Genomic DNA, 20,623 nt, shown 5'->3' with positions numbered 1-20,623 from the left:
TTTTGATTACATATAAAAATAGTATTTATTTGGGGGATTATCCACATCTTCTGGCATGTATTGGATTATCTCTCCAACTTTCATCGAAAATTGTAAAGTTATAGGAAGGCTATCAAAATAATCCGCATTATTAAAATTCATTTTTGTTAAAGCTAAAACCTCTTTACAAATTTCCTTGATAGGAGTTTCTCCAATATTTTCTATTTGAAGAGGTACAGGTACATATGCGCCAGGATAAGTATTGAAATATGGAACATAACCCGAAGTATATAAAATTGCTTTCTCATCAGAAATTTTTAACATAGTACCTCTTATTGATGGATATGCACCATTTCTTAATACTCTTATTTTGGAAGATTTAACTGTCACCAAATCATACTCAACATCATTTCCAAGTACCTCTACTATTCCTTGAACTATTCCATCTACTTCATTATATTCTTCATTTATATATGAATCCCAAAAATCTGATGTTTTATGGATAACAACTCTTTTTGGTGTGTGCTTATTAATCTTAACATATTGTTTTAAAACATTGATTATGAGTTCTTTTGCATAGTCATATTTCAAATGAGGAGCAACAACTTTTGTTTTATTACTATTCCATTCAAATTGTTTTCCAGTGAAAATTAGCCCCTTACCATCTTTGTTGAATGCTTGCGCTATACTTGATCTCAAATCATTATCATCACTTTCAGTAACTTTATGAAAACTAATTCCCAAATAACATGTATCAGAGTCAATATCTTTTATAGTCCAAGGTGTACAATTAGCAGTTTTATAATATTGTGCTATGCAGTAATTCCAAGCAATCATTGAAAGATCTTGTAAACTCTTTTTCTTCCCTGTTAAAGTATCTTCTAATATTATTTGAATTGGAACGTTTTTATCTAAAGCAATTATTTCTGCTTTCAGAATTCTTCTAAAATTAAGCCATTTATTACCAATTTGAATTGAAGAAAAATCCTCAAAGAGTTCTTTTCCAATAATTAGAATTATTATATCAGGTGTACCTGTTAGGTTGTTTTCAATTAGTTCAACATAAGCAGTTTTAAATAAATCTATAATTTTGAAAAGTTTATTATGTAATTTTTCATCTCCATTTAGAATATTATCAATCTCATTGGATTTTAAAATAATATCATTATCAGGATTGTTTTGAAACTTACATTTGAAACAACTGTTTTCATTAAAACCAGGGAAGTCAGGATTTAGTTTTTTATTTATCCCTTCAAATGGGGTTTCATTTTCATTTAAAATTTCATCATCTTCAAAAAGACTGATTTCTCCACTTTCTGAATTAATTGTTACGTTATTATTCTTTATTTTAAATACAGATGTAGATTCAATTGGATTTTTAAGTTTTTCAACAAATTCATTGTAAATTTCAATTTGTTTTTTTGTACCTATTATAGAATAATTTATTTCGGAATTGTGAGTGTTATTAGATAAAGAATAAAACCCTGTAGTTAATATTCCTTTCTTTGGGTCATCACAAAGAAAATCATCTGCAAATTCGATTAACGGTTCTTCTAATAATTCAATTTTCATATTAAAACAATGACATTTGGATATTATTCTCTTCTTGACTTTGTGACATGTTGCTTTTTGAATCCTCTTTTATCCCAAAATTGACTTTTTCACGGTGGGTTTGTTTAATTTCTATTTTTATGTTCTCACTTTCATAAAATATGCACCAATCCGATAATTCAAAAAAGTTTCTAAGGAAAGTAACGTGATTTATATACTGAACATTTCTCTCGGATTGTTTTAGTTGATTAGTTAACCTAGTAACTCTTTCCTTATTTTTGAGGGGTGTTTTGCCATCCTCTGTATAAAGATATTTTGGTTCAAAAATTATATATAACTCACTTTCAATCCATTCAAAAAATAATTGAAAACCTAAATGCTTATAGAAAGAAGATGTTTCATAATAAGTGTATTTTGAGACAACACTTCTTTTACTCTGATTTCCCGCCTTTCCTTTAGTTCTCTCAAATCTATAAACTTCTGTTTTTGAATTATCTCTATTTTTTGTTTCTATTGGAGTTTGAGAAGTAACACCAAAGTAATATCTGTCAAAATCTTTGTTATAAAAAATCTTTCTCTTTCTTAACTCTTCGTTAAGGTATTGTTTTACAATCCACACAAGAGTGTTTTTTTCATTACCTTTTCTTGATATAAAGTCTTTGGTTTTTATTTGATTACAAGATTTATCGATAACAACATTTTCTTTAAAAATTTTATTGTAACCATCCAAATCTTGAAAAGTATAAATTTTGTCAGATACAGCAACGTATTTTGGCTTAGGATATAACTCATTTTCTTTTATGAGTGTTTCTATTTTTGAAGGATTCTTTAATTTACTTTTATATTCTCTTACAAAAAAAGGTAAAACAATTTTGTGTATGTTAATAAATAGGATTTCTGAAGTATTAAAATCAACTCTTGATATAAACTTCTGATTTACAACACTCTCAAAATCAGAATTAATATCCAAGAGATTTTTCTCTTTATCGAATGTAATTTTATGGGTTTTGGTCTTTTTTATTACCATCCCTTTTTCAATTTTTTTTGCGTACAATTTATCTTCATTTTCAAAATAAACTACCAAAATAACAGGGATGATATGTTCATTCCAGTAGTCAATATCTTGTGTATTTGCTATAAAATCAAAGCTTGATTCATCTTCACTTGAAATATAGCCTTTCAACTTTGTAGATTTTAATTGTATTTTTAGTATTTCACTAGTAGCCTCAATTTTACCGTTAATAGTTTTTCTAGTAATTTCAACCTCACCATCAATTCCATAATCGTGTTTAGTTTCTTCTCTAAAAAGCAAAATAGGGTTATGATTAGCACAGAAAGACTGAAACTTACTTACTCCCTTTTCAGCAGTTATATGTTGTTCTGATACATATTTCCCCATATTATTTTCTGGATTTAATCATTTTTATTTCTGCTAACTTTAAAGCCTCAAGAGCAACTTCTTCATTTTTTAAACTATCTAAAAGTTTATCACTTAACCAAATTGCTTGAAGTTCATTTTTATTTAAAGATAGAGCTGTGGCTAACTTATCTATTTGTATTCTTGTGGGTTTTCTATCACCTTTTTCAAACTTACTTACTAATGCTGTGTCAGAATCAATCAAATAAGCAACTTCTCTTAGCAATAATCCCTTAGCTTCTCTTGCGCTTTTCAAAACTTCAGCTAAACTTTCCATTTTGTTTTTTTTGTACTTGTCAAATTTTGTCAAATATAGCTAAAAAAATATTATAAATTTTTTTAAGTAACTATTTTATACACACGCAACCCTCCGCACAAAACACCCCCGGCACTTCTAAAACCCACTAAATACCCCCACTTATTTGGAGCAAGAAAAGATTTCTTGTGCCATATTTTTTTCATTCTAAATTTTAGCTTACATAAATTCAAGGTGATAGTTGTAATTTTTTAAGTTCAGAGGTCTGTTTAAAGTTTGGCAAAGTTCAACTCAAAAAAATTAAATCAATGGTACGAATTGTTAACTATTTAAAAAGACAAACAGAAGAAGGAAAAGAATTCTTTGTTTTAGAAATTTCGGGAGGTATTGAAATGGTAAAAAGCCAAACCTCTAATCAGTTTTATGCAACTGCTAAAAAAGCATTTATTTCATCAACATTTGATGAGCAAACTTGTAAAGCTCTTATTGGTACTGAAATGCCAGGTAATGTAGTAAAACAAGAATGTGAGCCTTATGAGTATGTGAATAAAGATTCGGGAGAAGTAATGATGTTAAGCTACAGATATGTTTACACACAAGAAGAAGCTATTACATCTAAAGAAGAAAAATCCATTCAAAGACTTCTAGCCGAGGAACATACTTTTTCGAGTAATGGGCATCACAAAGAAGAATTTGTAATGTAAAAATATTAGTGACAAAGTGATAAATTTTTAAAGAAGTACAATGAGAAAAATAATTCCGTAAATATTAGTCTTGAATGAATTAAATATTTATCTGAATTTCATTTTTTATCCGTTTCAACTTTCAAGAAAAAATATCACTTTGTCACTTTTTTATCTTATGGAAGTAGCTGAAATTAAAGTTTCCTATTCAAATACTAATCCTGATAGAGTTCAAGTCACAAATAGCCAAAAGATATTTGAAGTGATTATGAAACATTGGGATTTAGATATTTTGGAGTATCAGGAACAAATGAAAGTAATATTGCTCAATAGGGCAAATATTGTATTAGGCATCTATGAGATGTCTAAAGGAGGTATATCAGGAACAGTAGTAGATATTAGAATTATTTTAGGTGTGGCTTTAAAATGCAATGCATCAGCTATTATTTTAGTACACAATCATCCAAGTGGTAAGTTAGTCCCAAGTGAACCTGATAAAGCTATTACAAAAAGATTAAAAGAAGCTTGTAATTTGCTTGAGGTGTATTTACTAGACCATTTAATTATATCAAGATTTGGGTATTACAGCTTTGCAGATGAGGGTACTTTATAATACACATTTAGGAGGCTGTTACAAATATCAGTGCGAATAGATGTGTGGATAAGGAGGCTTTTTGGAGTGTTGTTGATTAGTTGGAAAAAAAATCAAGATATAATAATATAGCCAAAAGTTATAATTCAAAATTATTCGATTTCATTAATTCCTCCATTGTAATTTCAAGACCTTCACAAACTTCCATTAAGTAAAGGTAAGTTGGATTTATGCCACCTCTCTCTAATCTTGCTATTGACTCTCTATCTTTATTAATCTTATGCGCAAGCTGAGCTTGAGTCAAACCTTTTAACTCCCTTATATCTTTAATTTTTTTACCAAACTTTTGAAGTTCTTGTTCTTTATCCATTGAACAAAGTTTGGGCTTTGTAATAATTTTTAAAGGAACGGATACGTTACGTTTGGATATATTTTGTATCTATGCATTATTATAGTATTTGATTGTAAAATATAAAAGTGTGTATTATGAACATAACAGAAAATGAGGACACTAATCCAAATGAAAGCTACCAAGAAGTTATCAAACAGATTCTAAAAGAGTTTGATGATGAGTTGGGTAGACTTGCCACTTTCAATGACTTTATTGAAAAACATATTAGATTAAATGGGTATGAAACCACTAAAAATGATTATTCAGATTTGTTAGATACTTGGAAAAGTACCGGTAGGGATTACGATGCAGATGACACATTTTGTAAGTATTTCATAAATACAGAAACAAATAAAATAATACCACAATAATAAAATGAGAATTCATCTTAAAATCCTTCTAATAGCTACAGGAATGTTATTAATTAGTTGTAATAGCACAGATAAATCATTGTTGGAAATTATACCAAAAGACTTAAACTCTCTAAAAAATATTTTAAAGTACTTGGCTATAATTTATATTCAAATGGCTTTAATTAGAGTTGTTCTTAACTTGATTTTTGGAGTTAAATTAAACATTAATTTAATATTATTTCTACTGTTTTTATATATCTATTTCTCCAATCAATTTGGATTTTTTAAATTATTTGTAATTACATTTTTGCCTAATATTTTTTACTTGATTTATCTCTACCTTAAAAAATTATATTCTGCTAAATGATAAGTAAAATTTATGAACTGCAAAAAAATCAACCTCTAAAAGTAAAGCAAATTAAAACTTGGTTGGTTGAAAATGAAAATTATGTAAATTTCCTTATTAGTGAATCTAATTGCAGAAAATGGGTAGAATGGCTTCAAGAAAAATCTACTCATATTTACCCTTGTATATGTTCTAATAGAGAACAAAACTGCATATTAATTGAAACCTATTACAAATTAGATAGAGTTATACAACTACATCAGAAAGAGGAATACTTTAATATCCTAGTACAAGAATACAAGCAAATTGCTAGTGATAATGTTGCAACCTCTGAATGGTTTAAAACACACAAAAAGTTAGCTTCTGAAATAGCCTTTGATACAGAAATATCAATTATGTTAGAATTAGAACCCTATAAAACTTCAAAAATTATACTCAATGAAAATGAGTTCAAAAACATCATTGAATTTCAAAACATCTTCAATGAATTAGAATACAATCAAATCATTAAATAATTCCAAAATGAAAAAATCAATTTTACTCTTATTCATTTTATCAATTTCATTATTTAACATTAGCTGTAGTAATGATGATAATGAAACCAATAACACAAATACAATAGTACCAAAAACACTATTAGTTAGTACAAGTGTTCCCAACAATACATATGTAACGGTACAGATAAAAGACAGTAATGATAATATTCTTGAAACCAAAAAAGATTCACTTCATGCTCACTTTATTTTTAACATAGATAAAGGTTCAAAATTTACTTTAACTATGTCTGTGCCAAGTCAAACTTTTGCAGGTTCGTATCAACTTACAGAAGATTATGGAAATATTATTTTAGTTCAAGATAGCTTCACAAATCACTACAATACATTTAGTGCTTCTAAAAGTTATTGATAAAGGGGCTCAAATGAGCCCCTTTCTTTTGCAGAAATTGCAGGTTTTGCATCTTTGGCAGATTAATTAATTTTTAGTTTTTTATACTCTCCATGTCCCTGCTTAGCTATAATTCCTTTCTTCTCCCATCTTTTCAATACATCAGCAAAAGTTCTTTCAGCAATATTTGAGTTTAAAGCTAATCTCAATCCAACAGCTCTTGAAAAATTAGTAGGAAGTTGATTCAATAATATTCTTTCTTTCATAGGGATAAAAACAGAATCCTTACTAAACAAATCAAAAACAAATAACGAGTGCTCAATCATTACTTTTGTTATATCTATTGCTTTGGTAATATCCTCATCTGAACACTCCAACTCACTAGTTTGACTATCTATTAAATCATTCTTTCTAAGAACGGTTAATATCATTGCAATTCTTATAGCTATAATTCCAAATCTTTTAACAACGGACAAGAACTCTCCTTTTTCATTACCAATAAAGGTGTCAGTTGCTAAACTCATCGTATTTTGAAATCTTTGCCATTGAGTATTTGTAAATTTTACGTGAATAGGATTCTCTTTAAAATAAAGTTTTCCATATAGTTTATAAACTACTTTTGAATGGTTTTCAAATACATCTTCTAAATCTATATAGTTTGCATTTGGAGAAACATCTTTCCACCTAGAAACATCATCAAAATAATAAAACATAAACCTACTAAACAGTCCATTTTCTTTTGATGCTATAAGTGGTTTAATTTGATTTGGTGTTCCTGATAAGACCATTGATAATTTTGGATTTTTAATTTCAAAATAAATATCATCTGTAGCTCTACTAATTGATATAGTTTCATGATGAAAAGCTTTTCTCATTACATCAGAAAAATCACCCCAATCTTGCTTTAGCATATTTGATAAAGAATCAGCTTCACTTTCAAAGACCAACAAACTATCATGTGCGTTCTTTAAATGATTATAAACTCTTGCAGAGCTAACATTACCTGGTAAAAATTTAATTTGAAATTCAGGTTTCTCAATACCAATGGTAGATGTTGAATTCCTAAATTGCTCAATTCTAGCCTTACTATCCATCATTATTTTATCATGAATAGGATTAACTAAAAGTTTTGCCCAATTCATTGCTCCTTTCCCAGATGCTGGTGGAGCAATTATAAATAAGTTTAGGTTAGGGTAGTACTTTTTTCTATCATAAACACAATATACTTTAGGTAAACATGAACTTAATACCCCAAGGGTAGAGAGGAACACAATGTCCCTCTCTCTTGATTCAAATTCTAATACTATTTGATTTAGTGGTTCAGGTAAATTTTGATAAACAGATTCAGGAATGAACTTATGAATATCTGCCAAACTTGCCACATCTGCATTTTCTGCAATTTGATTACTATTTTGATCTCTCATTATTTGTTGATTTTTGAATTATTAATTTCTACTTCTCCGTAGTTATATTTTGGATATTGTCTAATTTGAAACCTACTAGGGAAGTTTTTACAATATTTTTCTCCTGCCCAATCAGCTACTTTAAACTCATGGTAATGGTAATAGGTTCCAAGTTGTTTGAAGAATATTGGAATATTATAACTTCTTAATTGGTACATTAAAGATAAAAACCAACTTTTTTCGGTTTTTTCATATTTGAACTCTCCCGTTGAATAACCTGACATTCCACCAATTACTCCCCATTGAATTATTTCTAATTCTTTTTTCTCAAGATAAATTTCTCCTAGTAATGGTTCAAATGACACCCATTTTATCTCACATGGAATTTCCCCTAAGGTGTGAATTCTGTGAACAGTATCTTGATGTTCCACTGTTACACCTAACCAAACATGAGAATAAAGTTCTTTACACCAATCATCAGGTAAATGGTCTTTTATTCTTTCAGGTCTCTTTGTTAAAATTAAATAAGTGTGATGCGGTGTTTTTTTGATTATTTCCCAAGCATCATTTCTCCATTCATCAGCACTATGATGAAAGAAATCACTCATTGAACAGGTAAATATTTTTCTTCCTGTTTTCCATTCTTCAAGTGGTCTATTAAATTCAGACTCTTGTTTAAAAACTATTTTTGAGTTTTCCCCGTTTCTAGACATTGACCTATCCATATAACATCCAATACAAGCTTTTGATACTTTTGTACATCCTTTCCAAGGATTCCATGTTGAGTCTGTCCAACTAATTTTTGTTGCCTTTGCCATTTTCTTAATTTTTTAAATTATTAATTACTTCATTTTTGATTTCTTCATTGGATGGTTGTTTATTGCTGAGCATCCAATTCATTAAATCTTCCCTTTTAAAATAAATTAGTTTCCCGTTGGGTTTGTAGAAACTAATAGCTCGTTGGTGAGTTAACTTGTACAGCATACTGGCAGATACATCCAGCAGAGCTAATGCTTCCTTGAAGCTTAAAACTTCTTTGGCAAGCCAACCCAAATTCTGAGTGGGTTCTTCAATGTCTCCCACCTCTGTTGCGAAATTGAAATTTTTCATTTTTTTCAGTATTTCAATGAGCGTAACAGGTCTTTCCTGTTATCTGCTGCAAGTCTACATAGAAAATAAAATGACATAGCTTTACCATACCTTTACAGTAGTGTATAGGTATAATTGAAAATGAAGTAATTAATAATTAGATAAAAATTGAATTTAGGACAGAGTCAATTCTATCTTTTTGTGAAGGGTTACTAGAATTAGTAGATTTAGATTGTCTTATGTTTTTCAATCTATTATTTGAAGGATCTCTAAACAAATAATGTATCTTTTTATTTAGGAGTGTAGATGGAACATCTGTAATTAGTCCTTCTTCTATTAATTTTTCAACAAAGTAAAAGAGTGAAGATTTTGAAAAACTACCATTTTTACCAATAACTAACCATTTGATACCATTAGTTACTTTACGCATGGTAAAAGCTTTTATAAAATCTTCCTTTGAAGATTCAATTAGAGCAGGGGATTGGATTAGTAAATCATAAAGTTTTTCAATGTTTGGAATTGTATCTTCAGGATTTAATGAATCCCAATTTAATGAATCCTCAGAATAATCTTCAATATCAATAAGGTTTGGAGAACTAGTATTAATAGATATTATTTTCTCAACTAGATATTTTTCTTGAATGTAATTTATTAAACCAACAATAGCATTTTTTACTATTGGTTTATCTAAATAAAGAGATTCTGTTTTTACAAATAAATCTTTTAATATTAGTATCTGAATATTTATGAACTCCTTTGGGCTAATACCATTATAAGAAATGCTTAAAACAATGCTGTCTAAAGATTTTTTGGCTTTAACAAATTCAGAGCTAATTGTAGAGTTGAAAGATTTATTAAAATCATAAGTAACTAATCCCTCGATTTGAGAATCTGTTGATTCATCATAGAAAAAATCCCAATAGGTAACTATTCCATTTTCATTATCAACTTTTTCAATCATTGAACCATAATGCTCAATTATTTCTGAAATATAAGTTGTCTTAAGCTCATTAGATTTATCTTTTTCTAATAAACTTTGAAAATATTCTAAAGGATTTTTGTTTACATTTTCCACAAATCAAATGTAGTAAAAAGAATAATAGTAATGTGGAGGTAAATAATAATTGTTGTACCTATGTTGTACCTGTATAAAAAGAGAAAGGCTCTACATTTCTGTAAAGCCTTTGCTCATCTAAGCTCCCCCTCTTGGGCTCGAACCAAGGACCCTCTGATTAACAGTCAGATGCTCTAACCAACTGAGCTAAGGAGGAATCACCTTAAAAGGTTAATATGTTTGCTAAAAAGTTGCTCCCCCTCTTGGGCTCGAACCAAGGACCCTCTGATTAACAGTCAGATGCTCTAACCAACTGAGCTAAGGAGGAAGATTTATATCTTTTTAGCGAGTGCAAATATAATTGAATTTTTAAATCCTCAAAAATATTTTTTCACTTTTTATAAAATTATTTTTTTGCCAGTACGTCCATTATCCATTGATAAATGTCCTTCCCAAACGTAAAGGCCATCAAAGTCAACAAGATAACCATTCCAGCTGTTTGAACATAGCCTGCTGCTTTGTCTGATAATTTTTTTCCAGTTATCATTTCCACAAGGGTAAATAAAGCATGACCGCCATCCAATCCTGGTATTGGTAACAAGTTCATAAAGGCTAAACCAATTGAAAATAACGCTGTAAAATTCCAAACGAACTCCCAATCCCAAGTTTCTGGCAATTGTCTTGCTATACCAATTGGACTTTTAATTTGTTTGTAAGCTCCCGTTTTTGGTTTTAAAATCAGTTTAAACTGTTTTACATTATACACCAACATTTGCCAAGATTCGTTAATTGCTGCTGGAATCGCCTCAGAAATAGACAAATGATTAATTACTTGATACTGTTTTTTATCAAGTGCATTGAACATAATACCTAATTTTCCTTTTTCATTTACTTTAGTTACAACGTCCATAGCAACGCCATCACGAACTACCTGTAAAATTATATCTTTATTTTTATTCAACTTTAAATAATCTGTAAACTCATTTAAAGTTTTAATTTTTTGCCCTTGAACCCCAACAATACCATCTTTATTTTGCAATCCTGCTTTTTCTGCATTGGAACCCGATTCTACTTCTTGCACATAAACATCTAAAAGTCTTGTTCTCATATTAGGAAAAACCGTTTCACCTATCCCAATAGAACCCTCTTTATTAACAGGCACAGAAATTACCGTATCTTTCGCATTTCTAGTGATAACAAAATCAACTGATTTATTTTTATTTGCTTTTAGATAATCTTTAATTTGATCAAAATAAATAAACTTTTGTTCTTTAATTCCTTTGATTTGATCGCCAACTTTAAAAGTTGATTTTGAACTGATACTATCAATGGTAATACCTTCCGAAATTTCAAATCTAGGTTTCACAAAGTTTTTCCCTTCTGAACCTAATATTTCTCCAATTTGTTCGTCTGTTAAATGTAACTTAACTTGTTTTCCGTCTCTTTCAACAACAACTTCGTTACTTAATAACACATCTACAATTAACCAATTGAATTTTGGTTGCAACTTTCCATCAACTGAAATAATTTTATCACCGTTTTTGAAACCTACTTTTTCTCCTACTTCACCAAATGCTAATCCATTTTGTTGTAATATTTCAGAGGAAATATATTTTTGACCTACAGAAGCATACATTACAGTATATATCAACCATGCTAAAAGAATATTAACAATAATACCTCCTAACATCACAATTAAACGTTGCCAAGCTGGTTTCGATCTAAATTCCCATGGTTGTGGTTCCGATTGCATTTGCTCAGTATCCATGCTCTCATCTATCATTCCAGAAATTTTCACATATCCACCTAATGGCAACCAACCAATACCCCATTCTGTTTCACCTATTTTCTTTTTTACTAAAGCAAATCCAGCATCCATAAACAAGTAGAATTTTTCTACTCTCATTTTAAACATTTTTGCAGTAATATAATGTCCGAATTCATGAAGAATAACTAATACGGAAAGAATAAAGATTATTTGTGCAAATTGAATCATTTTAAATCTATTTGGTATTAAAACGACAAAAGTAAGGTTTTCACCTTACTTTTTATCAATATTTTATTAAATGACTATTTTTTTATAAAATTTTTATGAAATACACCCTCTGAAGTAGTTATTTTAGCCCAATGCATTCCTGAAGATAACATTGACACATCCATGTCTCTAGTTTGATGTGTAGAAACTAATTGCCCTAAAGAATTAAAAATTTCAACCTTTTCTAATTCAACAGTAGTAGGAAATTGAATGTGTAATTCCGAATTACTAGGAACTGGAAACAAAGAAATGGCTTTCTCTAATTCAAAAGTATCATTCCCTAATGTTGCGGTATTGTTTTTTGAAATTATGTGTCTATTAGGGTCAAATTCAACACCTGTAACCGTAAAAGGAACCGAAACAATAAATTGTTGCCCGTTTGTTGTATTATCCACCACCACATCATGTGTCAACCCTCCAGCACCTGTTAATCTAATTTGCAATGGCATTTCGAAAAAAGTTACACTTGGATCGGATTGTGTTTGGTTTACTGTAATTCTTGCTTGACCTGCCCCCCAATTTTGTGCGGTAATAGCATACGTTGGATACCCTTGATTGTATAACCAATCATTAAAAAACTCCGACAAACTTCCTCCGTAAACATTTTCTAAATGTGATTTTAAATTTGCAGTAATGGCATAACCATAAGCTAATGAAGGGTCTGCTAAATAATTTTTTAAAGCTTGAAAAAATGCGGCGTCTCCCATTTTCCAGCGCAACATATGTGTAATCATTGAACCTTTGTTATAGGTTAAACGACTAGAAAATATTCTATTTACATTGGTTAAATCAGAATCTTGCAAGTAAACATAACCTGCTGGTTGTGATGTGATACTTGCTATTTTACTGTTTTTCCACGACACAAATGAAGCCGGCCCATCAAGATTTTCATACACTAAACCCGACATATATTCTGTTAAACCTTCATTTAACCAAATATCCTTCCAAGTACCGCAAGTAATTTTATCTCCAAACCATTGGTGCGCCATTTCGTGTGCAATTAAATCTCTACCAAAACTTCCCATAAATGACACTGTAGTATGTTCCATTCCGCCACCCCAACCAAATTGAGCGTGTCCATATTTTTCATTTCTAAAGGGATAAGGCTCTAATAGTGATTCAAATAAATTGATAATAGTTGGAGTAGTACCCAATTGAGTGGCAGAGGTAGCAGACGCGTAAGATTCTGGATATAAATAATTTACAATTGGAAAATAAGGACTTGCTAACGTACCTAAGCCGCCTTGCTGATTATACACCTGATAATTGGTCACTGCAATAGCAACTAAATAAGCAGGAATAGGATAACTATGTCTAAAATAAGTTGTTTTATTTGCCCCTACAGTCGTTACACTTTGTTGCACACCATTAGCCACACTAGAATAAGCAGAGGGAGCCGTTATGTAAACATCAATTAGGTTAACTTTGTCATTTAAATCTTGTTTACAAGGCCACCAATCACGTGCTCCATAGGGCTCTGATAGCGTAAAAATTATAGGTGTACCACTATGAGTACTTCTCGTAAAAGCCCCTTCTCCTTGCGGTGGTGAACCTGCATAATTAATAGTAACTGTGGCACTATTACCAGCAGCTAAAGTAGCGGGTAAATTTATTACTAATTCATAATTGGCTTGGGTAAAAGTTAAATTCGTACTATTCATAGTTACTGAACTTACCACTAATGCCGTAGCCATATCAAAAGTAACCGTGTTCATATTTGACAATGCCGTAAAAGTTGTTTTTACAGCTCCTGTAATATACGGAGTGGTATTGTTTGGATCCACAGTAAAACGCAATTCATGGTAGGTAATGTCATAGTTTTGCGTATTCGGATTTACTTGAACACTCATAGTTGAAGCCGCTGATTTCATTTCAGCTTCAACCATATTATCAAATTCTACTTGATTTGTTTGAGTAAAACCAAATAAAAAAGATAATGAAAATAAGATTTGGGTAATTTTTTTCATTAATTAATTATTATAAAGTTGTGTTTGTTAATACTTTATGCGAAAATAATAATTTTTTATTGAATTTTTTAAAAATTAATAACAACAAAACTATCAATTTAGCAATTATTTACTACGATTTATTACTTTTTTAGCACAATTTAGTACATTTGCTTTTCAAAATTAATTATCATGTTACAAGTAAATTTTATTAGAGAAAACAAAGAAGAAGTGATTAAGCGCTTAGCCAAGAGAAACATGGACGCTAGTGCTACTGTTAATCTTGTGATTGAATTAGACGAAAAACGAAGAGCAACACAAGTAGAATTAGACAATCTTTTGGCAGAATCTAATAAATTATCCAAAGACATTGGTGAATTAATGAAGTCGGGAGAAAAAGCAAAAGCCGAAATTTTAAAAGAAAAAACAGCCCAATCTAAAGAGAGAGTAAAAGAATTAAATGAAGTTTTGTCTGCCACTGCAACTGAACTTCAGGAAGAACTTTATAAATTACCGAACGTCCCTGCGGATATTGTTCCTGAAGGAAAATCGGCAGACGATAATATTAACGTATTCCAATCTGGGGAAATTCCAACCTTGTTTGAAGGCGCTTTACCGCATTGGGACTTAATTAAAAAATACGATATTGTTGACTTTGAATTAGGAACAAAAATTACGGCACCTGGATTTCCTGTTTATAAAGGAAAGGGAGCTAAATTACAACGTGCTTTAATTTCATATTTCTTAGATAAAAATATTGATGCAGGTTACCAAGAATTTCAAGTACCACACATGGTCAACGAAGCTTCTGCCTATGGAACAGGACAATTGCCCGATAAAGACGGACAAATGTATCACGATGCCAAAGACAATTTGTATTTGATTCCTACAGCTGAAGTTCCGGTTACTAATATTTTTAGAGATGAATTAGTAACAGAAAGTCAATTACCTATTTTATGTACAGGTTATACTCCTTGTTTTAGAAGAGAAGCAGGTTCTTGGGGCGCACACGTCCGTGGTTTAAATCGTTTACACCAATTTGACAAAGTAGAAATTGTGCGTATTGAAAAACCTGAAAACTCGTATGCTGCCTTAGACGGTATGGTAGAACATGTAAAAGGAATCTTAGAGGAGTTAAAATTACCTTATCGTGTGTTGCGCTTGTGTGGTGGCGATATGGGATTTGCTTCAGCTTTAACCTATGATTTCGAAGTATTTTCAACCGCTCAAGATCGTTGGTTAGAAATTTCATCGGTATCTAACTTTGAAACGTTCCAAGCCAATCGATTAAAATTAAGATACAAAGATGCGAACGGCAAAAACCAATTGGCGCATACTTTAAATGGAAGTTCGCTAGCCTTACCAAGAGTTTTAGCTGGAATTTTAGAAAACTATCAAACACCAGAAGGTATAGTAATTCCAGAAGTGTTAAGAAGATATACCGGATTTGACATCATCAACTAATCCATAAAAAGCAACTCCAAAAGAGTTGCTTTTTTATTCTCTTAAAAAAATGCCAACTTCAATTACAATTGTTCAAATTTTGCTATTTTAGTGCATTCATTTTATGAAATCTACTTGTGAAAAAAATTAGTTATATATTTATTTTTCTTTGTTCCATCCTTGTTTTTGGACAAAACGAACAATTGGCTCAAAACTACTTTGACAAAGGTGAATTTGACAAGGCAGCTACCTTGTTTGAAGAAATTGTAAAAAAACAAAGTGGTAATTCATTCTTTGTACAAAAATTAGCCGCTTGCTACCAACAACTAGAACAGTTTCCAAAAGCCGAACAACTTTTAACTGAAAAATATAATAAATACAATTTACCAGTTTATTTAGTGGAGTTAGGTTATAATTTTCAATTACAAAAAAACCAATCAAAAGCCGATAATTACTACCAAAGAGCCTTTAAAGAAATTGAAAAAAATGCCAATTATACGTATAGTATCGCTCAAGCTTTTGAACAAAAAACTTTATTACCATGGGCTTATAAATCTTATGAAGCGGGCCAAAAAGCAAATCCAAACATGAATTTTGATTACCAAATGGCTTTATTACAAGGTCAAATGGGAAATTTAGATGTCATGGTCGTAAAGTTATTAGATTATGCTTATAGCAACCCTAATGCCGTGGTGAATGTTCAAAACCAATTGTCTTATTTTCTTCAAGAAGATACCGAAGGTAACTTTTTAGCTTCATTAAAAAAAGATTTATTAGTGCGAACTCAGAAAAATCAGGATATTTTTTGGAACCAATTTTTAAGCTGGCTCTACATTCAACAAAAAGAATACAGCAAAGCATTTATTCAAGAAAAAGCCATTTATAAACGCAATCCAGAATCTTTTGAAGACATTATTCAATTGGCGCAATTGTGTATCAACGACAACGATAATGAAACAGCCAATAGCATTTTTCAGTTCATCATCGATAATACTTCAGATGAAGAAACCATACTAATTTCCAATTATTATATCTTAAAAAATCAAATTGAAAAAGCAAAACCCGAAGAATATCCTATCATTCAACAAAAATTAAATAGCTTATTAACTCAATTTGGAGCTTCTCCTTATGCCTTAGATTTAAAACTGCTTTCTGCACAATTTTACACGTTTCAATTGAACCAATTCCCTCAATCAAAAGCAATTTTAGACGAATTATTAGAAAAACCGTTGAACATTCGTCAAAAAGCCAAGGTAAAAATGGAATATGGTGATGTTTTGGTGTACGATGAAAAATTCAATCAAGCGATTATTTATTATGCGCAAATAGAAAATGATTTACCTAATGATGAAATGGCGCATGAAGCAACCTTCAAAATGGCCAAAACTAGTTTTTATAAAAAAGACTTTGATTGGGCTATGAAACAAGCTAAAGAAATGAAGCAAGCTTCTTCTTTATTAATTGCTAATGACGCTGTGGAATTATTTTTACTTATAAGTGATAATGCTGTAGAAGATTCATTGAAAGTAGCTTTACAAGATTTTTCTAAAGCAGAATTATTAGAATACCAAAACAAACCTAATGAAGCATTAAAAGCTTTTCTTCAAATATTAGAAAAACACAAAGGTAACAGTATTGAACCTGGAACGTTATACCGTATTGCACGCAATTATGAAAAATTAGGAGATTATAAAAATGCTGTTACTTATTACCAACAAATTTTAGACCTTCATAAAGATTCTTTTTATACCGATGAAGCCTTGTTTTTTAGTGCCGAAAGCTACCGAAAACAGCTCAACGATTCCGAAAAAGCCAAATCCTATTATGAAAAAGTAGTTTTAGAACACCCCGACAGTATTTATTTTACCGCGGCTCGCATTCAATTTAGAACACTTCGCGGCGATAAACAAGCAGGAATATAAAGTTTTGTATCTTTGCAATTCAATTACAAAAAAATTAAAATGAAATTCAACACAAAAGTTATACATGGTAACCAACACCATGATCCAAGTACCGGAGCGGTAATGCCTCCAGTTTACCAAACCTCTACCTTTGTTCAAACCAGTCCAGGGCAACCTTTGGCTGAATACGAATACAGTAGAGCAGCCAATCCTACTAGAACGGCTTTAGAAAATGCTTTAGCCAGTATTGAAAACGGAACAAGAGGTTTAGCCTTTGCTTCTGGTTTAGCGGCTACAGATTCGGTAATGAAATTATTAAAACCGGGCGATGAAGTAATTGCCATGGATGATTTATATGGCGGAACCTACCGCATGTTTGCTCGTATCTATCAAGATTTTGGCATCAAATTTCACTTTGTTGACATGAATGATTTAGTAAAATTTGAAGGCTTAATCAATGCCAATACTAAATTGGTTTGGGTGGAAACACCAACCAACCCTTTAATGAAATTGGCAGATATTGCTGAAATTGCTAAAATCACCAAAAAACACAACTTATTATTTGCGGTTGACAATACGTTTGCGACGCCTTATTTACAAAAACCACTGGATTTAGGAGCCGACATCGTTATGCACTCGGCAACTAAATACTTAGGCGGACACAGTGATGTAATTGCAGGCGCCTTGATTGTGAAAGACCAAGAACTAGGTGAAAAACTACATTTTGCGCAGTTTGCAACTGGCGGAACCTTAGGTCCACAAGACAGTTATTTAGTATTGAGAGGAATCAAAACCTTACATTTACGTGTACAAAGACATTGTGAAAACGGAGCTAAAGTAGCCGAATTTTTAGCCAATCACCCTAAGGTAGCACGTGTATATTACCCAGGATTAGCGAGTCATCCGCTCCATGAAATTGCCAAAAAACAAATGATTGGCGGATTTGGTGGTATGGTAACATTTACTTTTAAATCGGGTGCCAAAGCTGATGCGATTGATTTCTTAGAAAAATTAAAAGTATTCACTTTAGCTGAATCACTAGGGGGAGTAGAATCGTTAGCCAATCATCCGGCATTAATGACACACGCTTCAATTCCAGAAGACAAACGTAAAGAAATAGGCATCACAGATGATTTAGTTCGTTTAAGCGTTGGGGTGGAAGACATCGACGACTTATTGGCCGACATCACACAAGCTTTACAATAAAACACTAGAACTCGTCATATTGGCGAGTTTTTTTATTTTTAGGAGAACACAATTAGTGCTATTAAGAAAAACCCTCAAGCTGTTCGCACTCGCTTTTTAAGGCTTCGAAAACCTCAGCCCTTAAAAGAGCTCAAACAAAGCTCCCATCTTGTCTATACATGACATTTAGTAGATGTAACCCAAATTAATCTATTGCAAAAAGGACTTCACATTGGCAATAGCACGCTATTTTTTATCCTCGAAGTAAAATTACATCTGAGGAAAATAGTTCCGTGCGTATTCCTTTTTTTGCGTTTCCTTTCATAACAACCTCTAATGCGTAATCTAGGTTTAAGAGATAAAAAAATCCCAATCTTTCGATTGGGATTTTGTATATAAGAAAATTGAAAATTATTTTTTCTTTCCTTTTGCAGCTTTCTCTGCTTTTGCAGCTTCTTGAGCAGCTTTCATCGCCGCACGAGAAATCTTCACTTTACAAACAACCGTATTATCTGGGTGTAAAATTTTGAAGTTGTTCACTGGTAATGAAGTAACGTATAATTTGTTACCCATGTCTAACGGAGTAATATCAGCCTCAACAAAATCAGGTAAGTTAGCAGGTAACGCTCTTACTTTTAATTTACGTTGGTTCACTTGTAAATCTCCACCAGCCATAACACCTTTAGAGTTACCTACGAATTTCACAGGTACTTCCATAGTAACTTCTTTAGCCGCATCTAATTCATAAAAATCGATGTGCATAATTTTGTCAGAAACTGGGTGAAACTGGATATCTTGTAAAATACCGTTAAATTTTTTACCACCTAAATCAATCTCAACAGTGTGAGCTTCTGGAGTATAAACTAATTTAGAAAATGACTTTTCTTCAGCAGAAAAGTGAACTGGGTTTTGTCCTCCGTAAAGTACGCAAGGAACCATTCCAGCATTACGTAAGGCTTTAGTAGACACTTTACCTACGCTTTCTCTTTCAGATCCTTTGATCGTAATTGATTTCATAAGAAATAAATTAAAAATTAAAAATTACATTAAAAACTTTCCACTAATGGAATTATTGTTTTGAACCATGTGCATTACTTCTGCAAATAATGGCGCACAGCTCACTACTTTTATTTTGTTTGACTCTTTCTTTAAAGGAATGGAATCTGTTACGATTAATTCTTCTAATTTAGAGTTCTCTATTTTTTCATACGCAGCACCCGATAAAATGGCGTGTGTACAAATGGCACGAACACTTAATGCCCCTTTTTCAATCATTACATCAGCTGCTTTAGCTAATGTACCGCCTGTATCTATCATATCGTCAACCAATATAACGTGTCTTCCTTTCACTTCACCAATCAACTCCATTGTATCAATAACATTGGCTTGCTTACGTTGTTTGTAACAAATTACCACATCTGATTCTAAAAACTTAGAGTACGCATACGCTCTTTTAGAACCCCCCATATCAGGAGAAGCAATCGTTAAGTTTTCTAAACCTAAACTTTTTACATAAGGCAAAAAGATAGTAGAAGCAAACAAATGATCTACTGGTTTTTCAAAGAAACCTTGAATCTGGTCGGCGTGTAAATCCATAGTCATGATTCGCGTAGCGCCTGCAGTTTCTAATAATTTAGCCACCAATTTAGCCCCTATTGGCACCCTTGGTTTGTCTTTTCTATCTTGTCTTGCCCAACCAAAATAAGGGATTACTGCTGTAATATGTCGGGCTGACGCTCTTTTAGCGGCATCAATCATTAGCAATAATTCCATCAGATTATCGGCACTTGGAAAAGTGGAACAAACTAAGAATACACGTAATCCGCGAATTGACTCTTCAAAAGAAGGTTGGAATTCACCATCACTATATTTTGAGAACGTTACTTTACCTAGCGGCACGCCATAATGATTCGCGATTTTTTCCGCAAGGTACACACTTTGAGAACATGCAAATATTTTTGCTTCCGGCTCGTTGTATGACATTTTAAATTGTTGTTTTGTAGTTAGTTAGTGTTGTGTTGAGTAAATCGGGTGCAAAGTTAGTAATTAAAATGAACTCTGAAAGTAATTTTTTAACTATTTTTCGGTTTATTTTCATAAAGTTTTCTATATTT

General features: G+C 31.4%; 20 protein-coding genes and 2 tRNA genes. 8 read left to right on the top strand and 14 right to left on the bottom strand.

From position 1 onward, the window contains the following. Nucleotides 1-6 precede the first annotated feature (6 nt). The 3 genes from KQS_RS00555 to KQS_RS00545 are packed head-to-tail and all read right to left on the bottom strand — an operon-like array spanning nucleotide 7 to nucleotide 3,224. Complete coding sequence (locus KQS_RS00555) at nucleotides 7-1,551, bottom strand: argonaute/piwi family protein (protein ID WP_014387264.1); 1,545 nt, start codon at nucleotides 1,549-1,551, stop codon at nucleotides 7-9. A gap of 1 nt (nucleotide 1,552) precedes the next feature. Beyond that, nucleotides 1,553-2,929: a DUF4365 domain-containing protein gene (locus KQS_RS00550; protein WP_014387263.1), complete on the bottom strand. Its 1,377-nt coding sequence runs from the start codon at nucleotides 2,927-2,929 to the stop codon at nucleotides 1,553-1,555. A 1-nt stretch (nucleotide 2,930) separates the two neighbouring features. Then, on the bottom strand, nucleotides 2,931-3,224 hold the full coding sequence (locus tag KQS_RS00545; RefSeq protein ID WP_014387262.1) for a helix-turn-helix domain-containing protein: 294 nt from the start codon (nucleotides 3,222-3,224) through the stop codon (nucleotides 2,931-2,933). Between the two features lie 287 nt (nucleotides 3,225-3,511). Between KQS_RS00545 and KQS_RS00540 the strand changes: the two genes are divergently transcribed. Then, on the top strand, nucleotides 3,512-3,907 hold the full coding sequence (locus tag KQS_RS00540; RefSeq protein ID WP_014387261.1) for a hypothetical protein: 396 nt from the start codon (nucleotides 3,512-3,514) through the stop codon (nucleotides 3,905-3,907). Nucleotides 3,908-4,064: 157 nt separating this feature from the next. Continuing rightward, nucleotides 4,065-4,499 carry a JAB domain-containing protein gene (locus KQS_RS00535; protein WP_014387260.1) on the top strand — a complete coding sequence of 145 codons (435 nt, stop codon included), beginning with the start codon at nucleotides 4,065-4,067 and terminating at the stop codon, nucleotides 4,497-4,499. A gap of 118 nt (nucleotides 4,500-4,617) precedes the next feature. Here the strand turns inward: KQS_RS00535 and KQS_RS00530 are convergent, their stop codons facing one another. Then, the gene (locus tag KQS_RS00530; protein ID WP_014387259.1) at nucleotides 4,618-4,848 is read right to left on the bottom strand and encodes a helix-turn-helix domain-containing protein; all 231 of its coding nucleotides are present in this window, start codon (nucleotides 4,846-4,848) and stop codon (nucleotides 4,618-4,620) included. A gap of 116 nt (nucleotides 4,849-4,964) precedes the next feature. On the opposite strand from KQS_RS00530, the gene KQS_RS00525 reads away from it, so the two are divergent. From KQS_RS00525 to KQS_RS00515, 3 genes are all read left to right on the top strand, one after another. Next, nucleotides 4,965-5,240: a hypothetical protein gene (locus tag KQS_RS00525; RefSeq protein WP_014387258.1), complete on the top strand. Its 276-nt coding sequence runs from the start codon at nucleotides 4,965-4,967 to the stop codon at nucleotides 5,238-5,240. Between the two features lie 345 nt (nucleotides 5,241-5,585). After that, a complete protein-coding gene (locus KQS_RS00520; RefSeq protein WP_014387256.1) occupies nucleotides 5,586-6,083 on the top strand; it encodes a hypothetical protein in 498 nt (165 codons plus the stop codon). A gap of 7 nt (nucleotides 6,084-6,090) precedes the next feature. Beyond that, on the top strand, nucleotides 6,091-6,474 hold the full coding sequence (locus tag KQS_RS00515) for a hypothetical protein (RefSeq protein ID WP_014387255.1): 384 nt from the start codon (nucleotides 6,091-6,093) through the stop codon (nucleotides 6,472-6,474). A 62-nt stretch (nucleotides 6,475-6,536) separates the two neighbouring features. On the opposite strand, the gene KQS_RS00510 is transcribed toward KQS_RS00515, so the two are convergent. The 8 genes from KQS_RS00510 to KQS_RS00475 form a co-directional block, all read right to left on the bottom strand. After that, a complete protein-coding gene (locus KQS_RS00510) occupies nucleotides 6,537-7,877 on the bottom strand; it encodes a DUF3987 domain-containing protein (RefSeq protein ID WP_014387254.1) in 1,341 nt (446 codons plus the stop codon). Continuing rightward, nucleotides 7,877-8,674, bottom strand: a complete 798-nt coding sequence (locus tag KQS_RS00505) for a DUF5131 family protein (RefSeq protein ID WP_014387253.1) — start codon at nucleotides 8,672-8,674, stop codon at nucleotides 7,877-7,879. The genes KQS_RS00510 and KQS_RS00505 overlap by 1 nt, the downstream gene beginning before the upstream one ends. A gap of 4 nt (nucleotides 8,675-8,678) precedes the next feature. Then, the gene (locus KQS_RS00500) at nucleotides 8,679-8,966 is read right to left on the bottom strand and encodes a helix-turn-helix domain-containing protein (protein ID WP_014387252.1); all 288 of its coding nucleotides are present in this window, start codon (nucleotides 8,964-8,966) and stop codon (nucleotides 8,679-8,681) included. A 136-nt stretch (nucleotides 8,967-9,102) separates the two neighbouring features. After that, complete coding sequence (locus tag KQS_RS00495; RefSeq protein ID WP_014387251.1) at nucleotides 9,103-10,020, bottom strand: hypothetical protein; 918 nt, start codon at nucleotides 10,018-10,020, stop codon at nucleotides 9,103-9,105. Nucleotides 10,021-10,142: 122 nt separating this feature from the next. Then, a tRNA-Asn gene (locus KQS_RS00490) sits at nucleotides 10,143-10,216 on the bottom strand. 37 nt (nucleotides 10,217-10,253) lie between these two features. Beyond that, nucleotides 10,254-10,327: transfer RNA gene (locus KQS_RS00485), tRNA-Asn, on the bottom strand. Between the two features lie 78 nt (nucleotides 10,328-10,405). Then, entirely contained in the window at nucleotides 10,406-11,995 is a 1,590-nt protein-coding gene (locus tag KQS_RS00480; RefSeq protein WP_014387250.1) for a site-2 protease family protein, read from the bottom strand. 74 nt (nucleotides 11,996-12,069) lie between these two features. Then, on the bottom strand, nucleotides 12,070-14,001 hold the full coding sequence (locus tag KQS_RS00475) for a M1 family aminopeptidase (RefSeq protein ID WP_014387249.1): 1,932 nt from the start codon (nucleotides 13,999-14,001) through the stop codon (nucleotides 12,070-12,072). Between the two features lie 171 nt (nucleotides 14,002-14,172). Here KQS_RS00475 and serS point away from each other — a divergent pair, with 171 nt between their 5' ends. The 3 genes from serS (at nucleotide 14,173) to KQS_RS00460 (ending at nucleotide 18,530) form a co-directional block, all read left to right on the top strand. Next, nucleotides 14,173-15,444, top strand: coding sequence for a serine--tRNA ligase (serS, locus tag KQS_RS00470; RefSeq protein WP_014387248.1), 1,272 nt, complete (start codon nucleotides 14,173-14,175; stop codon nucleotides 15,442-15,444). A gap of 116 nt (nucleotides 15,445-15,560) precedes the next feature. Beyond that, the gene (locus KQS_RS00465; protein WP_041251930.1) at nucleotides 15,561-17,345 is read left to right on the top strand and encodes a tetratricopeptide repeat protein; all 1,785 of its coding nucleotides are present in this window, start codon (nucleotides 15,561-15,563) and stop codon (nucleotides 17,343-17,345) included. 39 nt (nucleotides 17,346-17,384) lie between these two features. Continuing rightward, nucleotides 17,385-18,530 (top strand): cystathionine gamma-synthase, encoded by a 1,146-nt coding sequence (locus KQS_RS00460; RefSeq protein ID WP_014387246.1) that lies wholly within the window; start codon nucleotides 17,385-17,387, stop codon nucleotides 18,528-18,530. Nucleotides 18,531-18,920: 390 nt separating this feature from the next. Here KQS_RS00460 and KQS_RS00455 read toward each other — a convergent pair whose 3' ends face one another. Both KQS_RS00455 and KQS_RS00450 read right to left on the bottom strand, forming a co-directional pair. Then, nucleotides 18,921-19,526, bottom strand: coding sequence for a 50S ribosomal protein L25/general stress protein Ctc (locus tag KQS_RS00455; protein WP_014387245.1), 606 nt, complete (start codon nucleotides 19,524-19,526; stop codon nucleotides 18,921-18,923). Between the two features lie 24 nt (nucleotides 19,527-19,550). Next, nucleotides 19,551-20,492: a ribose-phosphate pyrophosphokinase gene (locus KQS_RS00450; RefSeq protein WP_014387244.1), complete on the bottom strand. Its 942-nt coding sequence runs from the start codon at nucleotides 20,490-20,492 to the stop codon at nucleotides 19,551-19,553. Between the last annotated feature and the right edge of the window lie 131 nt (nucleotides 20,493-20,623).

It is taken from the genome of Flavobacterium indicum GPTSA100-9 = DSM 17447 (assembly GCF_000455605.1).
GTDB classification, from domain to species: Bacteria; Bacteroidota; Bacteroidia; order Flavobacteriales; family Flavobacteriaceae; genus Flavobacterium; species Flavobacterium indicum.
The sequence above is the reverse complement of the archived record's forward strand: the minus strand, read 5'-3'. Positions and strand labels throughout refer to the sequence as shown.